This window comes from Limimaricola litoreus, assembly GCF_024159025.1.
Taxonomy (GTDB): domain Bacteria; phylum Pseudomonadota; class Alphaproteobacteria; order Rhodobacterales; family Rhodobacteraceae; genus Limimaricola; species Limimaricola litoreus.
Map to the genome: position 1 here is coordinate 1 of NZ_JAMYXC010000151.1, position 16,339 is coordinate 16,339.

The following is a 16,339-nucleotide window of genomic DNA, read 5'->3' on the forward strand; positions in this document are numbered from 1 at the left end:
CAGCAGCACGGCCATGAGCCAGCGGCGCGGCCCGCTCATTCGGCGGCACGTGCGGAAGCGTCGGAGGCTGGCGGTGGGGGTGCTTCCGCATCACGGGGCGGATCGGCGGGCGCGCCGGCTTCGATCTCGCGCAGCGCGATCAGCGCGCCGCGCAGCTCCGACAGCGTCATCTGGTCCTCGACCGCCACGCCATCGCGCCCCGAGCGGATCGCGGCCTGCGCCACCGAGACAATCAGCACCAGCACGGCAGGCAGCAGGTCGATGGCGATGGCCCCGGCCCATGAGGGCACGAAGTTGCGCGCATAGAGGATCACCGCGTCGGCAGCGGAGATGGGGGTATAGGTGGTGTCGGCGGGCGGCGACATGGCGATCACCGACTCGGCCGCGCGCGCGAGGGTCTCGGCGCGCTGGCCCAGCACGGTGAGCACCGAGTCGATCGTCGCGCGCTGGCCCGAGCGGACCGCGTCATCGCCGCCGTCGAGCTGCGGCAGCACCACCGAGGCCGAGAGATCGCGCGCCGCGCGGACCACCAAGGGCGCGACCGACAGTTGACGAAGCGTGGTGATGACGCCCGCGAGCCGCACCGCCTCTTCGGAGAACTCGACCGAGCGCGCCTCGACCGGGCCGGGCGCCACGGTCAGCGCGCGCATCCGGCTCAGCGTCGCGTTGCCCTCTGCGAAGGCCGCGTCGAGCAGCGGCTGCTGGCTGGCGATCTGCGCTTCGAGCGCCGAAAGCTCGTCGGATTTCTGCCGCAGCAGGCGAAACACCGCGCCCCGCCCGGCGAGGCCCGATAGCCCGCCCGAGGCCTCCTGTTCGCCGAGATCCTCGAAGCTGCCGCGCACCCGCGCCACGTCGCGCCCCAATGCCTGGGCGGAGACGGCGATGGTGTTGGCCCGCTCCAGCGCGCCCTGGTAATTCTGCACCGTGGTGGCGAGGTGCTGCTCCACCGCCGCCGCGCCCGCCAGCGCCGCGGCATTGAGCCACGACGACATCGCCACGATCGCAAGCGATCCCAGCGCCATCGAGGCCAGAAGCCCGATCCGCGAGGCGGCCGAGCGCACCGCCGGCAGCAGCCGCAGCATGTAGGACCAGAACACGAAGATTCCGACCGAAACGGCGATCGAATAGGCCATGGCCGCGAAGACCGAGAGCGCGCCGGTGTCGTCGAGCAGCGAGGAGACGCCGAGATAGGTGTAGATGCCGCTGGCGATCGAAAGCACGCCGAGCGCCGTGCCGGTGAAGCTGTCGAGCCAGGCCAGGTGCCCCTCGATCTCGCGCGCCTGCCGCAGGCCGCGAGCCTCCGCGCCGCGCCTGTCCAAGCTGTCGTCCATTCGGGCCATCCCTTTTCATCCCTTGCGAAAACCTAGCTTCGATCGAGGCGATTGCGAAGCCGCGGCAGGTCTGACGCACCGTTCCCATGCGCTGAGCGCAAAGCCGCCATGCCTTTCTCTTGACACGAATCACGATTTCGGTGAGTAATTGCTCATCGGTTAGGCAATTGCCCTGACAGAGTTTGGGAGGAGAGACATGACCAACGTTACCCGCGCCCTCATGGGGGCCACTGCCCTTTGCGGCATGGCTGCCATCGCGCAGGCCGAGACGCTGACCATCGCCACCGTCAACAACGGCGACATGATCCGCATGCAGGAGCTGGCTTCGGACTTCACTGAGCAGCATCCCGACATCGAACTGGATTGGGTCACGCTCGAGGAAAACGTGCTGCGCCAGCGCGTAACGACCGACATCGCCACCAAGGGCGGCCAGTACGACGTGATGACCATCGGCACCTACGAGGTTCCGATCTGGGCTAACCAGGGCTGGCTCGTGCCGCTCGACGACCTCCCCGAGGATTACGACAAGGACGACATCCTGCCCGCCATCGCCGGCGGCCTGTCGGTCGACGGCACGCTCTATGCCGCGCCGTTCTACGGCGAGAGCTCCATGGTCATGTACCGCACCGACCTGATCGAAGAAGCCGGGCTCGAGATGCCCGATGCGCCGACCTGGGACTTCATCAAGGAAGCCGCCGCGGCGATGACCGACAAGGAGAACGAGGTCTACGGGATCTGCCTGCGCGGCAAGGCCGGCTGGGGCGAGAACATGGCCTTCCTCACCGCCATGTCCAACAGCTACGGCGCGCGCTGGTTCGACGAGAACTGGACCCCGCAGTTCGACAGCCCCGAGTGGAAGGCCGCCCTCGACGACTACCTGATGCTGCTGAACGAATACGGCCCCCCGGGTTCGGCCAACAACGGCTTCAACGAGAACCTCGCGCTGTTCCAGCAGGGCAAGTGCGGCATGTGGATCGACGCCACCGTCGCCGCCTCCTTCGTGACCGGTGACGACAGCACCGTGGCCGACAAGGTCGGTTTCGCTCTCGCCCCCGACAACGGTCTGGGCAAGCGCGGCAACTGGCTCTGGGCATGGTCGCTCGGCATCCCCGCCGGCACCGACGCCGAGGACGCCGCCAAGACCTTCGTGGCCTGGGCGACCTCCAAGGAATACGCCGAGCTCGTGGCCGAGAACGAAGGCTGGGCCAACGTGCCGCCGGGCACCCGCACCTCGCTCTACGAGAACCAGGAGTACCTGGACGCGGCGCCCTTCGCGCAGATGACGCTGGAAAGCATCAACGCGGCCGATCCCAACAACCCGACCGTGGACCCGGTGCCCTACACCGGCGTGCAGTTCGTCGCGATCCCCGAGTTCCAGGGCATCGCCACCGCGGTGGGCCAGCAGATGTCGGCGGCACTCGCCGGCCAGATGTCGGCCGAAGAGGCGCTCGAGGCGGCCCAGAACTTGACCTCGCAGGAAATGCAGGCCGCAGGATACGGTCAGTGATCTTCGCCTGACGACAGGCGGGGCCGGTCCCTCCCGGCCGGCCCCGCCACCCCAAAGCCGCCCTTCCCACCATCGCCACGGGTCGCCGCCCGCCGTCCCATCCGGTCGCCCCGCGACCGGGGCTGCGCGCCGCTGCCCGTCCTGACAATCGGAGAGACCGATGGCCACACAACATTCCCGCTCTGCCGCGCGAATCATGATCTCGCCCGCCGTCGTGCTTCTGCTCGCCTGGATGATCGTGCCGCTGGCGCTGACCGTGTATTTCTCGCTCCTGCGCTACAACCTGCTGATGCCCGGGACCGAGCGTTTCGTGGGCTTCCTCAACTACAAGCTCTTCTATCAGAACCCGGCGTTCTGGACCGCCATGATCAACACGCTGCTGCTCGTGGGCGGCGTGCTGATCGTCACGGTGGTGGGCGGCATCCTGCTGGCGATCCTCCTGGATCAGCCGATGTGGGGGCAGGGGGTCGTGCGCATCCTCGTGATCGCGCCCTTCTTCGTCATGCCGACCGTCTCGGCGCTGGTGTGGAAGAACATGTTCATGAACCCGGTCTCGGGGCTTTTCGCGGAGTTCGCCAAGGCGGTCGGGTTGCAACCTTTCGACTTCCTGACACATGCGCCTTTGGCCTCGATCATCGGCATCGTGTCCTGGCAGTGGCTGCCCTTCGCCACGCTGATCCTGCTCACCGCGATCCAGTCGCTCGACTCTGAGCAGATGGAAGCGGCCGAGATGGACGGGGCCTCGCCGCTGTCGCGCTTTTGGCACATCACCCTGCCGCACCTGAGCCGCGCCATCACCGTGGTGATCCTGATCCAGACCATCTTCCTGCTGTCGGTCTTCGCCGAGATCCTGGTGACCACCAACGGCGGTCCGGGCGTCGCCTCGACCAACCTGACCTACCTCGTCTATGCCCGCAGCTTGCTGAACTTCGATGTCGGCGGCGGATCGGCCGGGGGCGTGATCGCCATCATCCTCGCCAACATCGTCGCGATCTTCCTGATGCGGATGATCGGAAAGAACCTCGATGCCTGAGCATGACATCTTCGCCGCGCGGGGCCTGACCCCGCGCCCCCCCCGCCCGCAGCACCGCATGCCGAACGAAGGGAGCGCCTGACATGGCCCGCGCCGTCTCCACCCGCCGCAAGGCCGGCTTCACCATCGCCGCCTGGATCATCGGTCTCGCGATCTTCTTCCCGATCCTGTGGACCATCGTCACCAGCTTCAAGACCGAGGCCGAGGCGATCTCCTCGCCCCCCAGCTTCGTCTTCTTCAACTGGACCACCGAGAACTACACCACCGTGCTGGAGCGGTCGAACTACTTCCGGCACTTCTGGAACTCGGTGGTGATCTCGCTGGGCTCGACCGTGCTGGGCCTGATCATCGCGATCCCCGCCGCCTGGTCGATGGCCTTCGTGCCGGCCAAGCACACCAAGAACGTGCTGATGTGGATGCTCTCGACCAAGATGCTGCCCCCCGTCGGCGTGCTGATCCCGATCTACCTGATCTTCCGCGACATCGGCCTGCTCGACACCAAGACCGGCCTCGTGATCGTGCTGACGCTGATCAACCTGCCGATCATCGTCTGGATGCTCTACACCTACTTCAAGGAGATCCCCGGCGAGATCCTCGAGGCCTCCCGCATGGATGGCGCGAGCCTGCGTGACGAGATCATCCACGTGCTGACGCCGATGGCCGTGCCGGGCATCGCCTCGACGCTGCTCCTCAACGTCATCCTCGCCTGGAACGAAGCGTTCTGGACGCTCAACCTCACGGCCGCCAAGGCCGCCCCGCTCACCGCCTTCATCGCCAGCTATTCGAGCCCCGAAGGCCTGTTCTACGCCAAGCTCTCGGCCGCCTCGACCATGGCCATCGCGCCGATCCTCATCCTCGGCTGGTTCAGCCAGAAGCAGCTCGTCCGCGGCCTCACCTTCGGCGCAGTGAAATAAGGAAGACACCAATGGGACGCATCACGCTCGACAAGGTGACCAAGCAGTTCGGCGACGTTCAGGTCATCCCGCCCCTCGATCTCACCATCAATGACGGCGAGTTCGTCGTCTTCGTCGGCCCCTCGGGCTGCGGCAAGTCCACGCTCCTGCGGCTGATCGCCGGTCTCGAGGACGTCACCGCCGGCGAAATCCGCATCGACGGCAAGCCCGCCACCGACCTGCCGCCCGCCAAGCGGGGCCTGGCGATGGTGTTCCAGAGCTACGCGCTCTACCCGCATATGTCGGTGCGCAAGAACATCGCCTTCCCGATGAAGATGGCCGGCATGCCCGAAGACGAGCAGAAGCGGCGCATCGACAACGCGGCCCGAGCGCTCAACCTCACCGACTATCTCGACCGCCGGCCCGGCCAGCTTTCGGGCGGCCAGCGCCAGCGGGTCGCGATCGGTCGCGCCATCGTTCGCGAACCGGCGGCCTTCCTCTTCGACGAGCCTTTGTCGAACCTCGACGCGGCGCTGCGCGTCGGCATGCGGATGGAGATCTCCGAGCTGCACAAGAAGCTCGACACCACGATGATCTACGTCACCCACGACCAGGTCGAGGCGATGACCATGGCCGACAAGATCGTGGTGCTGCGCGCGGGCAACATCGAGCAGGTCGGCTCGCCGCTTGAGCTGTACCGCAGCCCGCGCAATACCTTCGTCGCGGGCTTCATCGGCTCTCCGAAGATGAACCTGATCGATGGGGCCGAGGCCAGCAAGCATGACGCCGCCACCATCGGCATCCGGCCCGAGCATATCGACGTCTCCGCCAGCGAAGGCACCTGGAAGGGCCGGATCGGCGTGGCCGAGCACCTGGGCTCGGACACCTTCTTCCACGTGCACGACACCGGCCTGGCCGAGACGCTCACCATCCGCGCCGGCGGCGAGGTCGGTCTGCATCACGGCGACACCGTGTTCCTCACGCCCCAGGCCGACAAGATCCACCGCTTCGACGCCGAAGGGCTGCGCATCGCGTGATCCGTCTTCCGGGGTGCATCGTGCATCCCGGTTTGATCCAGATCGTGCCGCGACGGCCCCGCCTGCCCGGCAATCCGGCGGGCGGGGTCGCTCCGCTCGATAGCGGTCGCGTGGTGCAACCGGCCCGCACCCCCGACCCCGCCCCAATTCTACAGGAGGCTGAACATGGCCATCGATCTCAACGCCGAAGCTCTCGCGCATCTGCCGCAGGGCGTGGAAGGCCCCACCTATGACCGCTCGGCGCTTTCGGCGGGCATCGTGCATATCGGCGTGGGCAACTTCCACCGCGCCCATATGGCGGTCTATCTCGACCGGCTGTTCTCGACCGGCGCCGACCACGACTGGGCGATCAGCGGCGCCGGCGTGCGGGCAGGCGATGCCCGGATGCGCGACGCGCTGGAGCGCCAGGACTGGCTCACCACCGTGGTCGAGCTCGACCCCGCCGGCCTTTCGGCCCGCGTTACCGGCGCGATGATCGACTTCACCGAGATCGACGCGGCCAAGCTCGTCGCGCGCATGAGCGACCCTGCGATCCGCATCGTCTCGCTCACCGTGACCGAGGGCGGCTGGTTCGTCGATGCCAAGACCAACGGCTTCGACGCGGCCCATCCCGACATCCGCCACGATGCCGAACACCCCGATGCCCCCAAGACCGCCTTCGGCATGATCCTCGAAGCCCTCAGGCAGCGGCGCGCGGCGGGCGTGGCGCCCTTTACCGTGATGTCCTGCGACAACCTGCCCGAGAACGGGCATGTGGCCAAGCAGACGGTGATCGGGCTGGCCCGGCTGGCGGATGCCGATTTCGCCGATTGGGTCGAAGCCAACGTCGCCTTTCCCAACACCATGGTCGATTGCATCACCCCCGCCACCTCGGATCGCGAGCGGGCGCTGGTCAAGGACCGCTTCGACATCGTCGACGCGGTGCCGGTGGTCTGCGAGCCGTTCCGCCAATGGGTGCTCGAGGACAACTTCCCGCAAGGCCGGCCGAAGCTCGAGGCGGTGGGCGCCGAGTTCGTGGCCGACGTCGCGCCCTATGAGCTGATAAAGCTGCGCATCCTCAACGGCGGTCACGCGGCCATCGCCTACCCTTCGGCGCTGCTCGGGCATCACTTCGTGCACGACGCCATGGCCGATCCGCGCATCAAGGCCTGGCTCGAAGCGCTGGAAACGCGCGAGATCATCCCGACGCTGGAGCCGATCGAGGGCGTGGATTTCGAGGCCTACCGCCGCAAGGTCGAGGAGCGCTTCTCAAACCCCGAGATCGGCGACACGATCCCGCGGCTGTGCTTCGACGGCACGAACCGCCAGCCCAAATTCGTGCTGCCGGTGATCCGCGACGCGCTGTCCAAGGGGCAGGCGATCGACGGGCTCGCGCTCGAAGTGGCGCTGTGGTGCCGCTACTGCGCTGGCACGAACGAAGCGGGCGAAGAGATCGCGCCCAATGACGACAATGCCGAGGATCTCAAGCGCCGCGCCATCGCGGCCAAGGAGGATCCGCAGGCGTTCCTGTCCAACGAGACCGTGTTCGGCGACCTGGGCGCGCAGCCCGCCTTCGTCGATGCCTTCTCGAAGCAGCTCCGTGCGCTGTGGACCGACGGCGTCGCCGCGACGCTGGAGCGCTACGCGCGCGGCTGAGCCGAGGAAAAGGGCCGGGCAGCTAGAGTTTCAAGAGCCGCTCGGCCGTCATCTCGTCGGTGATCAGCCCGTTGATCAACCCGCCGCGCAGCGCAGCAAGGATCGCGCCGGCCTTGTCCGGGCCGGCAGCGAGCCCCACGACCGGGGCCTCACCGCCCACGATCAGCGGCGCGGAGGCGACGCGGCTGTTGAACTCGCCCGGCATCACCCGGCCATCGGCGTCATAGACCCAGCTGGTGATCTCGCCCGCCGCGCCCTTCGCCATCATCTCCTGCATTTGCTGCGCGTTCATGAAGCCATCGACATGCAGCGGCGCCATCAGCCCGACCTGTCCCACGCCCACCAGCGTGAAATCGGCGCGCGCGCACAGCTCCATGGTATGGCGCACCGGCTCCTGGCCATGCATCACCCGAAGCTCCTCCTCGTCGCGCGCGACCACCGGCAGAGGATAGGGATAGTGCCGTGCGCCCACGCGTTCGGCCATGCGGATCACCGCGTTGTAGGGCGTGGCCGAGCCGTCCGACATCATGTTGCCCAAACGGCTGACGATGTGGTGCTGCGGGCAGTCCATGCGCGGCAGCTGCTCGACGCAAGCGCGCAGCGCCCGGCCGGTGCCCAGCGCGATGATCCGCGCCTCGGGGGTCTTGAGCCGCTTTTCCAGTTCCGCCGCCGCGGCGATGGCGATGCCGGTGAGCAGCTCCGGCGCGGTGGGGTCGGTCGGCACGACCTCGACCACCTTGAGCTCGAACCTCGCGTTCAACGCCCCCGACAGGTCCATGCAGCGCGCGATCGGGTGATCGAGCCGGACCTTGATCAGCTTTTCCGACACGGCGAGCGACACCAGCCGCTGCGCCGACTGACGCGAGACGCCGAGCTTCTTGGCGATCTCGTCCTGGGTGTTGCCGGCAACGTAGTAGAGCCAGCCCGCGCGGGCGGCATCGTCGAGCCGGGTCGTCTCGGGGGTGAAGCGCGACTGGCTCATGCCGGGGCCCCGGCGCGCAGCCGATCGAGCAGGGACGGCAGATCGTCCCAATGCGCCAGAAGCGGTACCGCCGGGTCATGGCGCAGCGTCGCCGTGGCGAGGTGGCTGCCGCCGGTATAGCGCACCGCCGCCATCCCGGCCGCCGCCGCCGCCTCCAGCCCCGGCAGGCTGTCTTCGAACACCAAGGCGCGCTCCGGCGCGGCCCCCATTTCTTGGGCGGCGAAGAGGAACAGGTCGGGCGCGGGCTTGCCGCGCGCGACCTGGCTCGCGGTGAAGACATGCGGCAGCGCCGTCGCCAGCCCGACGATATCGAGCGACCGGGCCACCCGCGGCGGCGACGAGGATGTGGCGACGCAGACCGGCACGCCTTTGCCGGCAAGCCGCTCCAGCGCGGCCGCGATCCCGGCCATCGGCTTCAGATCGGTCTCGAACCGCTCCAGAAGCCGCGCGCGGTAGAGCGACTCGAAGGCTGGGTCGAGCGCATGTCCCAGTTCTTCGCGGATATGCCGGGCCACGGTCGGAAAGCTGCGGCCGAGAAAATTGCGCCGCACGTGGTCGATGTCGATCTCGATGCCTTCGGCAGCGAGCAGGTCGATCAGCACCTCGGCGCTCAGCACCTCGCTGTCGATCAACACGCCGTCGCAGTCGAAAATGATCAGGTCCCAATCGCGCGTCATGCCGTCCTCCTCGCCAGTCGTCGCCGTAGTCTCCCCGGCCACAGACTGCCACAGCTTCGGGCATTTGCCCATAGGCTGGGCGTCTGCGCTTCGCATCCTGGCTTGACCGGGCTGGTGGAATGCGCACCCCTTGGCGGAAAGCACAAGGGGGCAGGTCATGCGCGCGTGGGATTTCTGGGTCGATCGTGGCGGCACCTTCACCGATGTGGTGGGCCGCGACCCGAAGGGCGCGCTGCATCCGCTCAAGCTTTTGTCGGAGAACGTCGAGGCCTATGAGGATGCCGCGATCGAGGGGATCCGGCGGCTTCTGGGCGGCGGAATCGACCCTGCGCGCATCGGGACGGTCAAGATGGGCACCACGGTGGCCACCAACGCGCTGCTGGAGCGCAAGGGCGACCGCACCGCGCTCCTGATCACGCGGGGCTTTCGCGACGCGCTGCGCATCGCCTACCAGGGCCGCCCCGACATCTTCGCCAAACAGATCCTCCTGCCCGAGCAGCTCTACAGCCAAGTGATCGAGGTGGACGAACGCATGCGCGCCGACGGCACCGTCGAGACACCGCTCGACCCGGTGGCGCTGCGCCCCGCGCTGGAGCGGTTGCGGGCCGACGGCATCGACGCCGTGGCGATTGTGCTGATGCATGCCTGGACCGCCCCCGCGCACGAAGCGGCGCTGGCGGAGATGGTGCGCGCCATGGGCTTCGGGCAGGTCTCGGTCAGCCACGAGGTCTCGCCGCTCCTCAAGCTGGTGGGCCGCGGAGACACCACGGTGGTCGACGCCTATCTCTCGCCGATCCTGCGCCGCTACGTGGCCCGCGTCTCGGATGCGCTGGGCGCGACGCCCCCGGGTGAGGCCGGGCCGACCCTGCAATTCATGATGTCGTCGGGCGGCATGACGGCGGCCGAGGCGTTCCAGGGCAAGGACGCGATCCTGTCGGGCCCCGCGGGCGGCGTGGTTGGCATGGTCGAGACGGCGCGCGCCGCCGGCTGGGAGCGGGTGATCGGCTTCGACATGGGCGGCACCTCCACGGACGTGGCGCATTGCGCGGGCGCATACGAGCGGGCCTTCGACACGGAGGTGGCGGGGGTGCGCATCCGCGCGCCGATGATGCGCATCCACACGGTCGCGGCGGGCGGCGGATCGGTGCTGCACGCCGATCCCGGCCGCTTCCGCGTCGGCCCCGACAGCGCCGGGGCCGATCCCGGGCCCCTGTGCTACCGGCGCGGCGGGCCGCTCACCGTGACGGACGCCAATGTCATGCTGGGCAAGCTCGACCCCGATCTCTTCCCGGCGATCTTCGGCCCCGGACAGGATCAGCCGCTCGACCGCGAGGGCGTGCGCGCGGCCTTCGAGGAGATTGCGAGCGATCGCAGCGCGGAGGAGGCCGCCGAAGGTTTCGTGCGCATCGCGGTGGAGAACATGGCAAACGCGATCAAGAAGATCTCGGTCCAGCGCGGCCACGACGTGACGCGCTACCTGCTCAACTCCTTCGGCGGCGCGGGCGGTCAGCACGCCTGCCTCGTCGCCGACGCGCTGGGCATGGAGGCGGTGCTGGTGCACCCGCTTTCGGGGCTGCTCTCGGCTTACGGCATTGGCCTCGCCACCGTCTCGGCCAGCCGCCAGCAGGGACTGGTGCGGCCCTTGGAGGAGGCGAGCCGCTCGGCTTTGGAGCGGGTAGTCGCCGATCTGACGGCACAGGTCGGGGCCGATCTGGCCGGACAGGGGGTCACGAACGAGAGCTACGCCACGCGGCTGCACCTGCGCTACGAGGGCACCGACACCGCGCTGCAGCTGGGCTATGACGGCGACATGGCGGCCGTGCGCGCGGCCTTCGAGGCCGCGCATGAGGCGCAGTTCGGCTTTCTCAGCCCCGGGCGCGCGCTGGTGATCGAGGCGGTCGAGGTCGAGGGCAGCGAGCCGCCGCACGCGTTGGCCGAAACGGGCGGGGGGGCTTCCGACCGGGGCCACGCCGAAGCGGAGGAGCGCGCCCGCTTCTTCTCGGGCGGGGCATGGCACGCGGCGCGGGTGCATCACTGCGCCGAGATCGCGCCGGGCCACGAGATGCGCGGGCCCGCGCTGATCATCGAGCCGAACCAGACCATCGTGGTCGAGCCGGGCTGGACCGCGCGGCTCACCGGGCGCGACGACATCCTGCTCACCCGGCACGAGGCCGCGCCCCGCGCGCTGGCGGCGGGGACCGAGGCCGACCCGATCCTGCTCGAGGTGTTCAACAACCTCTTCATGAACATCGCCGAGCAGATGGGCGTGGCGCTGCAGAACACCGCGCAATCGGTCAACATCAAGGAGCGGCTCGATTTCTCCTGCGCCGTGTTCGACCAGACCGGCGCATTGGTCGCCAATGCGCCGCACATGCCGGTGCATCTGGGAAGCATGGACCGCAGCGTCGAGGCGGTGATCCGCCAGAACGAGACGATCCGCCCCGGCGACGTCTTTGCGCTCAACGCGCCCTACAATGGCGGCACGCATCTGCCCGACATCACGGTCGTCTCGCCTGTCTTCGACGAGGCCGGGACCGAGATCCTGTTCTGGACCGCAAGCCGCGGCCATCACGCCGATGTGGGCGGCACGGCCCCCGGCTCGATGACGCCGCTCGCCACGACCGTGGACGAGGAGGGCGTGCTGATCGACAATTTCCACCTCATCGATCGGGGCCGCTTCCGCGAGGAGGCGCTGCACGCGCTGCTGACGGATCATCGCTATCCCTGCCGCAACCCGGCCCAGAACATCGCCGACCTCAAGGCGCAGGTCGCCGCCAATGCCCGCGGCGCGGCGGAGCTCGGGCGCATGGTCTCCGAGTTCGGCCTCGACGTGGTGCGTGCCTACATGCGCCACGTGCAGGACAACGCCGCGGAAGAAGTGGCGCGGCTGATCGGGCGGCTGTCGGATTGCGAATGCGATTACGAGACCGACACGGGGCAGGTGATCCGGGTGAAGATCACCGTGGACCGCGAAGCGCGCCGCGCGAAGGTCGATTTCACCGGCACCTCCGAGGCGCGCGAGAACAATTTCAACGCGCCCGAGCCGGTGGCCCGCGCGGCCGTGCTCTATGTGTTTCGTGTGATGTGCGAACAATCGATCCCGATGAACGCGGGCTGCCTGCGCCCGATCGAGATCGAGATCCCCGAAGGCTCCATGCTGCGCCCCGCTTGGCCGCGCGCGGTCGTGGCGGGCAATGTCGAGACCAGCCAGCACGTCACCAACGCGCTGTTCCAGGCGCTGGGCGCGCTGGCCAACGCGCAGGGCACGATGAACAACCTGACCTTCGGCAACGACGCCCACCAGTATTACGAGACGATCTGCTCGGGCAGTCCGGCGGGGCGGATGAACGACGGGCGCGGCTTTGCCGGGACCTCGGGCGTGCACACCCACATGACCAATTCGCGGCTGACCGACCCGGAGGTGCTGGAGACGCGCTTTCCCGTGCTGCTGGAAAGCTTCGCGCTCAGGCCCGGCTCGGGCGGGCAGGGCGCGTTCCCGGGCGGCGACGGCACGCGGCGCAGCCTGCGGTTTCTCGAAGAGATGGAGCTGGCGATCCTGTCGTCGCACCGCCATCGCCCGCCCGAGGGGATCGATGGCGGCGGGGCGGGCGAGGTCGGGCGCACAGAGGTGAAGCGCCTCGACGGCAACACCGAGAGGCTGCCCGCCTGCGCCCAGACCCGGCTGATGCCGGGGGAAACGGTGACGGTGATCACGCCGACGCCGGGTGGGGTGGGGCGCAAGGGCTGACGGCGGCGCGGGCCGTACCGTCGGGCTTTGCGTTTTGAGAAAGATGAACCGGGGGGCGGCGCGTGATCCTCGCCGGTCCTGCCTGTGGCGGGCCGGGCATCCTCTTTGTTCCGTTCAGGGTGCGGGGCCTTCGCGTCCTCACATCTGTGTGCCCGGCGCCCCGTGGTCATTCCCGCGCCGCCGCCCTATCATCCGCCACAGGCAATCTGACGGGCGGACCCCCATGCACAGCACAGACGTCGCGCAAGCGGATCCCGGCGACCTCATCGCCTGCCCGCAATGCGATGCGCTCTACCGCGCGCGCATGCCCGAGCACGGGAGCCGCGCGGTCTGCGCGCGCTGCCACACGGTGCTCATCGCGCCGCGCCGGCGCGCGGGCATGATCATTATCGCGCTGGCGGCGGCGCAGCTCGTCCTCGTGCTCGGCGCGGTGTGGTTTCCCTTCCTGCGGATCAGCCGGCAGGGGTTCGCCAACGAGGCGACGCTGCTCGACGCGGCGCTGAGCTTCACCGGCGGGCCGCTTCTGCTCTTGTCGCTGGCGGTGACGGCGCTGATCGTTCTGGTGCCGCTGGCGCGCGCGGTGCTGACGATCTACGTGCTAGGCCCGCTGGTCTTCGACCGGCCCGCGCCGCCCGGCGCGCTGCGGCTCTTTGCCTTTGCCGAGGCGCTGCGCCCCTGGTCGATGGCCGAGATCTTCGCGCTCGGCTGCGCCGTGGCGCTGGTCAAGGTGGCCGATCTCGCGCATCTGAGCTTCGGCCCGGCCTTCTGGATGTTCGCGGGGCTGGTCTTTCTCACCGTGATCCACGACCGCTGGATGTGCCGCTGGTCGGTCTGGCAGGCGCTGGAGCGCGGCTACGGCGCGCGCAAGGCACAGGTGGCGGCATGAGCGACGCAGCCGGCACGATCACCGCGCGCGAGGCCGGGCTTGTCGCCTGCACCCGCTGCACCCGCGTCTGGCCCGCCGGAACGGCGCGCTGCGGCCGCTGCGGCAAGCAGCTCGTTTCGCGCGACACCCACAGCCTGAGCCGGGTCTGGGCGTGGTGGGTCGCGGGGGTCTTGTGCTACATCCCGGCCAATCTCTATCCGATGCTGCGCACGCGGATGCTGTTCACCACCTCCGACGACACCATCGTCCAGGGCGCGATCGAGCTTGCGACGCATGGCGCACCGGTGGTCGCGCTGATCATCCTCGTGGCCTCGGTGGCGATTCCGCTGGGCAAGTTCGCGGCCATCGCCTGGCTCGCGATCTCGGTCCGGCGCGGCAGCCGCGCGACCCCGCAGGCCCGCCACCGGCTCTATGAAATCGTCGAGTATATCGGCCGCTGGTCGATGATCGACGTCTTCGTGGTTGCGATCCTGACGGCGCTGGTGCAGTTGAATCTCGCCGCCTCGATCAAGCCGGGCCCGGCGGCGCTCGCCTTCGCACTCTCGGTGATCTTCACGATGCTCTCCGCCCAAGCCTTCGACCCGCGCCTGATCTGGGATCGCGCGAAAGACGACACCCGCGCCCGGGCCGCGCGCGCGTGAGCGGCGAAGCCCCCGAGGTGCCGCTCGAAGGACCGCGCCGTTCCTTGGCCAGCCGCGTCTCGGTGGTCTGGCTGGTGCCCGTGGGCGCGCTCGCGGTGGCGCTGGGCATCGGCTGGAAGCAGTGGTCCGACCAGGGGCCGCTGATCGAGGTCGTGTTCGAAGAGGCGGGCGGCGTGCTGGCCGGCGAGACGGAGCTGCGCTTTCGCGACGTGGCGGTGGGCCTCGTCGAGGAGGTCGGGTTCACCGATGAACTCGACCGGGTGCGGATCTCGATCCGCGTTTCCAAGGACCTTGCCCCCTATATCGACGAGGACGCCCAGTTCTGGGTCGTGCGCCCCGAGGTCTCGACCGAGGGCGTGTCGGGCCTCGATACGGTGCTGTCCGGCGTTTATCTGCGCGGCCAGTGGGACGGGCAGCCCGGCGAGGAAAGCCGCAGCTTCGTCGGGCGCGATCACGCGCCTTTGCTCGGCCCCGACGATCAGGGCATCGAGATCACCCTGCGCGCCACCGAGGGCGTGCTCTCGGGCAACAGCCCGATTCTCTACAAGGGGGTCGAGGCGGGTCGGATCGGCGCGGCGGGCATCTCGGCCGACGGCTTTTATGTCGAGGCGCCGGCGGTGATCTATGCGCCCTATGACAACCTCGTCACCGAGACGACGCGCTTTTGGGACACCTCGGGCTTTTCGGTCAGCATCGGCACCGGCGGCGCCGAGATCGACTTCGACAGCGTCGCGGCGCTGCTCGCGGGCGGGCTCGCCTTCGATACCTTCGTCTCGGGCGCGACATTGGCCGAAAGCGGACAGACCTTCGAGGTCTACGACGCCGAGGAAACCGCCCGCAACTCGGTGTTCAACACCCCCGACGGCCCCTCGCTCAACCTCGTGGCCGTGTTCGACGGCAATGTCTCGGGCCTTGCCGTCGGCGCGCCGGTCGAGCTGGACGGGGTGCGGATCGGCTCGGTCTCCGGTCTCAACGGCCTCGTGGACGAGGAGCGCTTCGGCGATCGCGGCGTGCGGCTGCAGACCGTGCTCACCATCCTGCCCTCGCGGCTCGGCATGGCCGATGACGGCGGCGCCGAGCAGGCGCTGCAGTATTTCGTCGACGAGGTGGCCGACGGCCTGCGCGCGCGGCTCGTGACCGGCTCGATCCTGACGGGCGGGCTCAAGGTGCAGCTCATCGACGTGCCCGGCGTGGAAGCGGCGACGCTCGACGTCGATGCCTTGCCCTATCCTTCGGTCCCGGTGACCGAGAGCGAGATCTCGGATGTGCAGGCGACCGCGCAGGGCACGCTCGACCGGATCAACAACCTGCCGATCGAGGAACTGCTCGCCTCGGCTACCAGCTTTCTCGAAAACTCGGCCCGGTTGATCGGATCGGATGACCTGCAACAGACCCCGACCGACATCCGCGCGCTTCTGGGCGACATCCGCGGCTTCGTCGGCTCCGAAGAGGTGCAGGCCGTGCCCGAGCAGATCGGCGTGGTGATGAGCGAGATCGAACTGGCGGTATCGGATGTCCGCGCGATCCTCGACGACGTGCGAGAGGCCGAGGCGGTCCGCCGCGTGCTCGACGCGGTCGATGGGGCCACGGCGGTGACCGCCGATCTCGACACCGCGCTCGACGGCGTGCCCGAGCTGATCAGCAACCTCAACAGCGTCGCGGCCAACGCCGCCGAGCTGCCGCTCGAGCGGCTGTTGGCCGAGGTGTCGGGCCTCGCCGAGGAGGCGCGTGCGTTGGTGGGCGCGGAAGCGACGCAGGCCCTGCCTGGCCGGATCGACACGCTTCTGGCCGAGCTGGAAGGCGGCACCGCCGAGGCGCGCAGCCTGATCGCGGGGCTCAACGAGCAGCAGGCGGTGGCGCGGCTTCTGGAAACGGTGGACGCCGCGGGCTCCGATCTCGATCCGCGGATCCGCATCGCAGCGTCCTATTACGACGCCTGGATCACCTCGCCTGAAAGGTTGGTGGTCGA

Annotated in this window: 12 protein-coding genes; 9 read left to right on the plus strand and 3 right to left on the minus strand. The window is 68.8% G+C overall.

Going from position 1 to position 16,339, the window contains the following annotated elements; translation table 11 throughout:
• Positions 1-35: 35 nt before the first annotated feature.
• Positions 36-1,331, minus strand: a complete 1,296-nt coding sequence (locus NHG85_RS09920; protein WP_253331963.1) for a hypothetical protein — start codon at positions 1,329-1,331, stop codon at positions 36-38.
• A 196-nt stretch (positions 1,332-1,527) separates the two neighbouring features.
• On the opposite strand from NHG85_RS09920, the gene NHG85_RS09925 reads away from it, so the two are divergent.
• The 5 genes from NHG85_RS09925 (at position 1,528) to NHG85_RS09945 (ending at position 7,436) form a co-directional block, all read left to right on the plus strand.
• Complete coding sequence (locus tag NHG85_RS09925) at positions 1,528-2,838, plus strand: ABC transporter substrate-binding protein (protein ID WP_253331964.1); 1,311 nt, start codon at positions 1,528-1,530, stop codon at positions 2,836-2,838.
• A gap of 160 nt (positions 2,839-2,998) precedes the next feature.
• Positions 2,999-3,871, plus strand: coding sequence for a carbohydrate ABC transporter permease (locus tag NHG85_RS09930; RefSeq protein ID WP_253331966.1), 873 nt, complete (start codon positions 2,999-3,001; stop codon positions 3,869-3,871).
• A gap of 83 nt (positions 3,872-3,954) precedes the next feature.
• Positions 3,955-4,785, plus strand: a complete 831-nt coding sequence (locus NHG85_RS09935) for a carbohydrate ABC transporter permease (protein WP_253331968.1) — start codon at positions 3,955-3,957, stop codon at positions 4,783-4,785.
• A gap of 11 nt (positions 4,786-4,796) precedes the next feature.
• Complete coding sequence (locus tag NHG85_RS09940) at positions 4,797-5,801, plus strand: ABC transporter ATP-binding protein (protein WP_253331970.1); 1,005 nt, start codon at positions 4,797-4,799, stop codon at positions 5,799-5,801.
• A 165-nt stretch (positions 5,802-5,966) separates the two neighbouring features.
• Positions 5,967-7,436, plus strand: a complete 1,470-nt coding sequence (locus NHG85_RS09945; protein WP_253331972.1) for a mannitol dehydrogenase family protein — start codon at positions 5,967-5,969, stop codon at positions 7,434-7,436.
• A 22-nt stretch (positions 7,437-7,458) separates the two neighbouring features.
• Here the strand turns inward: NHG85_RS09945 and NHG85_RS09950 are convergent, their stop codons facing one another.
• Both NHG85_RS09950 and NHG85_RS09955 read right to left on the minus strand, forming a co-directional pair.
• Entirely contained in the window at positions 7,459-8,418 is a 960-nt protein-coding gene (locus NHG85_RS09950) for a sugar-binding transcriptional regulator (RefSeq protein WP_253331974.1), read from the minus strand.
• Positions 8,415-9,095: an HAD family hydrolase gene (locus NHG85_RS09955; RefSeq protein WP_253331976.1), complete on the minus strand. Its 681-nt coding sequence runs from the start codon at positions 9,093-9,095 to the stop codon at positions 8,415-8,417. Before NHG85_RS09955 ends, NHG85_RS09950 begins: the two co-directional genes overlap by 4 nt.
• A gap of 157 nt (positions 9,096-9,252) precedes the next feature.
• Between NHG85_RS09955 and NHG85_RS09960 the strand changes: the two genes are divergently transcribed.
• The 4 genes from NHG85_RS09960 to NHG85_RS09975 all read left to right on the plus strand — a co-directional run.
• On the plus strand, positions 9,253-12,843 hold the full coding sequence (locus NHG85_RS09960; RefSeq protein WP_253331978.1) for a hydantoinase B/oxoprolinase family protein: 3,591 nt from the start codon (positions 9,253-9,255) through the stop codon (positions 12,841-12,843).
• 223 nt (positions 12,844-13,066) lie between these two features.
• Positions 13,067-13,729: a paraquat-inducible protein A gene (locus NHG85_RS09965; protein ID WP_253331980.1), complete on the plus strand. Its 663-nt coding sequence runs from the start codon at positions 13,067-13,069 to the stop codon at positions 13,727-13,729.
• On the plus strand, positions 13,726-14,370 hold the full coding sequence (locus NHG85_RS09970) for a paraquat-inducible protein A (protein WP_253331982.1): 645 nt from the start codon (positions 13,726-13,728) through the stop codon (positions 14,368-14,370). The genes NHG85_RS09965 and NHG85_RS09970 overlap by 4 nt, the downstream gene beginning before the upstream one ends.
• On the plus strand, positions 14,367-16,339 hold a 1,973-nt coding region (locus NHG85_RS09975), incomplete at its 3' end, for a PqiB family protein (protein WP_253331984.1). The genes NHG85_RS09970 and NHG85_RS09975, both read left to right, overlap by 4 nt.